This is a genomic window from Mesorhizobium sp. M7A.F.Ca.AU.002.02.1.1 (assembly GCF_003998535.1).
In the GTDB taxonomy this organism is placed as follows: Bacteria; Pseudomonadota; Alphaproteobacteria; order Rhizobiales; family Rhizobiaceae; genus Mesorhizobium; species Mesorhizobium ciceri.
On sequence record NZ_RZPB01000603.1, the window covers coordinates 1 to 3,655 of the forward strand.

Annotated in this window: 3 protein-coding genes; all 3 read left to right on the forward strand. The window is 62.6% G+C overall.

What is annotated here, in order from left to right; genetic code table 11:
• On the forward strand, positions 1 to 826 hold an 826-nt coding region (gene yejB / locus EN879_RS27640), incomplete at its 5' end, for a microcin C ABC transporter permease YejB (RefSeq protein WP_127274372.1).
• Positions 826 to 1,971 carry an ABC transporter permease gene (locus EN879_RS27645; protein WP_063169974.1) on the forward strand — a complete coding sequence of 382 codons (1,146 nt, stop codon included), beginning with the start codon at positions 826 to 828 and terminating at the stop codon, positions 1,969 to 1,971. The genes yejB and EN879_RS27645, both read left to right, overlap by 1 nt.
• Positions 1,968 to 3,599: an ABC transporter ATP-binding protein gene (locus tag EN879_RS27650; protein ID WP_063169973.1), complete on the forward strand. Its 1,632-nt coding sequence runs from the start codon at positions 1,968 to 1,970 to the stop codon at positions 3,597 to 3,599. The genes EN879_RS27645 and EN879_RS27650 overlap by 4 nt, the downstream gene beginning before the upstream one ends.
• Positions 3,600 to 3,655: the final 56 nt, after the last annotated feature.

A 3,655-nucleotide genomic window follows, 5' to 3' on the forward strand; every position in this document is an offset into this window, starting at 1 on the left:
GTTCGGCTTCGACAAGCCGCCGCTCGAGCGCTTCGGCATGATGCTGTGGAACTATGCCCGCTTCGATTTCGGCGACAGCTATTTCCGCGACATTTCGGTGCTCGACCTGATCCTGGAAAAAATGCCGGTGTCGATCTCGATCGGGCTGTGGATCACGCTGTTGTCCTACCTGATCTCGATCCCGCTCGGCATCCGCAAGGCGGTCAAGGACGGCACTCCCTTCGACGTCTGGACCAGCGGCGTCGTCATTGTCGGCTATGCCATTCCGGGCTTCCTGTTCGGCATCATGCTGATGGTGCTGTTTGCCGGCGGGTCTTTCTGGGACTGGTTTCCGTTGCGCGGCCTCACCTCGGACAATTGGGATCAATTGTCGTGGTGGGGAAAGATCGTCGACTATTTCTGGCACATGACATTGCCGCTGACCGCGCTGGTGCTGTCGGCCTTCGCCACCACGACGCTGCTGACCAAGAACTCGTTCCTCGAAGAAATCCGCAAACAGTATGTGGTGACGGCGCGGGCCAAGGGTCTGTCGGAACGGCAGGTGCTCTACGGCCACGTCTTCCGCAACGCCATGCTGATCGTCATCGCCGGTTTTCCCGGCGCCTTCATCTCGGCCTTCTTCACCGGCTCGCTGCTGATCGAGAACATCTTCTCCCTCGATGGCCTCGGTCTGCTCGGCTTCCGGTCGGTGGTCGAGCGCGACTATCCGGTGGTGTTCGCCAATCTCTACATCTTCTCGCTGCTGGGGCTGTTCGTCGGGCTCTTGTCCGACCTGCTCTACACCTGGGTCGATCCGCGCATCGATTTCGAGCGGAGAGACGTCTGATGTCGGAGGCTACAGTCCCCGTCAACGCGGCACCCGCGCGGATCAAGCGGCCGTTTCTGTCGCCGCTCAACAAGCGCCGCCTGCAGAACTTCAAAGCCAACCGCCGCGGCTACTGGTCGCTGTGGATCTTCCTCGTCCTGTTCGTGCTGTCGCTGTTTTCCGAGTTCATCGCCAACGACAAGCCGATCATCGCTTCCTACAAGGGCGAAATCCTGTTTCCGGTGCTGGTCGCCTACCCCGAGGAAAAATTCGGCGGCTTCTATGCCGTCACCGATTATCGCGATCCGGTCATCCAGGACGAGATCAACGCCAATGGCTGGATGATCTGGCCGCCGGTGCGCTACTCCTATCAGACGGTCAACAACGCTATTCCCGAAGCAGCACCGGCCAGGCCGTCGTGGCAGTATGACGCCAAGACACGCTGCAACCAGTATCCGCAGGGTGCTGCCGACCCCGCCTGCATCGTCGGCAACTGGAATTGGTTGGGCACCGACGACCAGGCGCGCGACGTGCTGGCGCGCGTCATCTACGGCTTCCGCATTTCGGTGCTGTTCGGCCTGATCCTGACCGCCGGCTCGGCCTTGATCGGCGTCGCGGCCGGCGCCGTGCAAGGTTATTTCGGCGGCTGGACGGATCTCTTGTTCCAGCGTTTCATCGAGATCTGGTCCGCCATCCCGGTGCTCTATCTCCTGCTCATCGTCGCCGCCATCCTGCCGCCGGGCTTCTTCATCCTGCTCGGCCTGATGCTGCTGTTCTCCTGGGTGGCGCTGGTCGGCGTGGTGCGGGCCGAGTTCCTGCGCGCCCGCAATTTCGAATATGTCAACGCGGCCCGGGCGCTCGGCGTGCCCAACCGCACCATCATGTTCCGGCACCTGCTGCCTAATGCCATGGTGGCGACATTGACCTTCATGCCCTTCCTGCTCTCGGGCTCGATCTCGACGCTGACCTCGCTCGACTATCTCGGCTTTGGCCTGCCGCCCGGCTCCGCCTCGCTCGGCGAATTGCTCAAGCAGGCGCAGCGCAACCTCAATGCGCCGTGGCTCGGCATTTCCGGCTTCGTCGTCATCTCGCTGATGCTGTCCCTGCTGGTCTTCGTCGGCGAGGCGACGCGCGACGCCTTCGATCCGCGCAAGACGTTCAGATGAGCGAAGCCCCCTTGCTCAGCGTACAGGACCTCAGCGTCGCCTTCAGCCAGGGCGGCGGCCAGTCGACGGCTGTCGACCACATCTCGTTCGACATCGCCAAGGGCGAGACGGTGGCGCTGGTCGGCGAATCCGGCTCCGGCAAATCGGTCTCGGCGCTTTCGGTGCTGAAGCTTTTGCCCTATCCAAGCGCCAGCCACCCCTCGGGAAAGATCGTGTTCCAGGGCAACGACCTGCTGGCGATGAGCGAGAAGCAGTTGCGGCAGGTGCGCGGCAACAAGATCACCATGATCTTCCAGGAGCCGATGACCTCGCTCAATCCGCTGCACACGATCGAGCATCAAATCGTCGAGATCCTGAAGCTGCACCAAGGCATGGCCGACCGCCCCGCCAAGGAGCGCACCCTGGCCCTGCTCAACGAGGTTGGCATCCGCGATCCGCACAAGCGCCTCGATGCCTATCCACACCAGTTGTCCGGGGGCCAGCGCCAGCGCGTGATGATCGCCATGGCGCTGGCCAACGAGCCCGAACTGCTGATCGCCGACGAGCCGACGACGGCGCTCGACGTCACCGTTCAGGCGCAGATCCTCGAACTGCTGGCCGGCTTGAAGAGCCGCAAGGGCATGTCGATGCTGTTCATCACCCATGATCTCGGCATCGTGCGCAAGATTGCCGACCGCGTCTGCGTGATGACCAAGGGCAAGATCGTCGAGACCGGCCCGACCAAGGAGATCTTCGCCAATCCGCAGCATGCCTACACAAGGCATCTGCTGGCGGCCGAGCCGAAGGGCAAGCCGCCGGCCGCCAATGCCGACGCCAAGCCCGTCATGACCGGCAAGGACATAAAGGTCTGGTTCCCGATCAAGCAGGGCTTCTTCCGCCGCACCGTCGACAATGTGAAGGCAGTGGACGGCATCGATGTCACCGTGCGCGCCGGCCAGACGCTCGGCGTGGTCGGCGAATCCGGCTCCGGCAAGACGACGCTCGGCTTGGCGCTGGCGCGCATGATCTCGTCGACCGGCATGATCCAGTTCAACGGTCGCGACATCAACCAGCTGTCCTTCAATGCAATGCGGCCGCTCAGGCGCGAATTGCAGATCGTCTTCCAGGATCCGTTCGGCTCGCTCAGCCCGCGCATGTCGATCGCCGAGATCATCGAGGAAGGCCTCAAGATCCACGAGCCGAAGCTGTCGCCCGACGAGCGCGACGACAAGGTGGCCGCCGTGCTGAAGGAGGTTGGGCTCGATCCGGCGACCCGCAACCGCTACCCGCACGAGTTTTCCGGCGGCCAGCGCCAGCGCGTTGCCATCGCACGCGCCATGGTGCTCAACCCGCGCTTCGTCATGCTGGACGAGCCGACATCGGCACTCGACATGAGCGTGCAGGCGCAGGTCGTCGACCTGCTGCGCAGCCTGCAGGCCAAGCACGATCTCGCCTATCTCTTCATCAGCCATGATTTGAAAGTCATCCGGGCGCTCGCCAACGACGTCATCGTCATGCGCAATGGCAGGATCGTCGAAGCCGGCCCTTCCCAGCAGATTTTTGAAAATCCGCAAACCGACTATACTCGGGCGCTGATCTCGGCCGCCTTCAAGATCGAGACGGCACCGGTCGGCATCGTCAGCGAGTGATTTGCGTAAAGAGGGACTAAAGGACCGCAATGGAAAAAGGCCGCATCCTGCTTGCC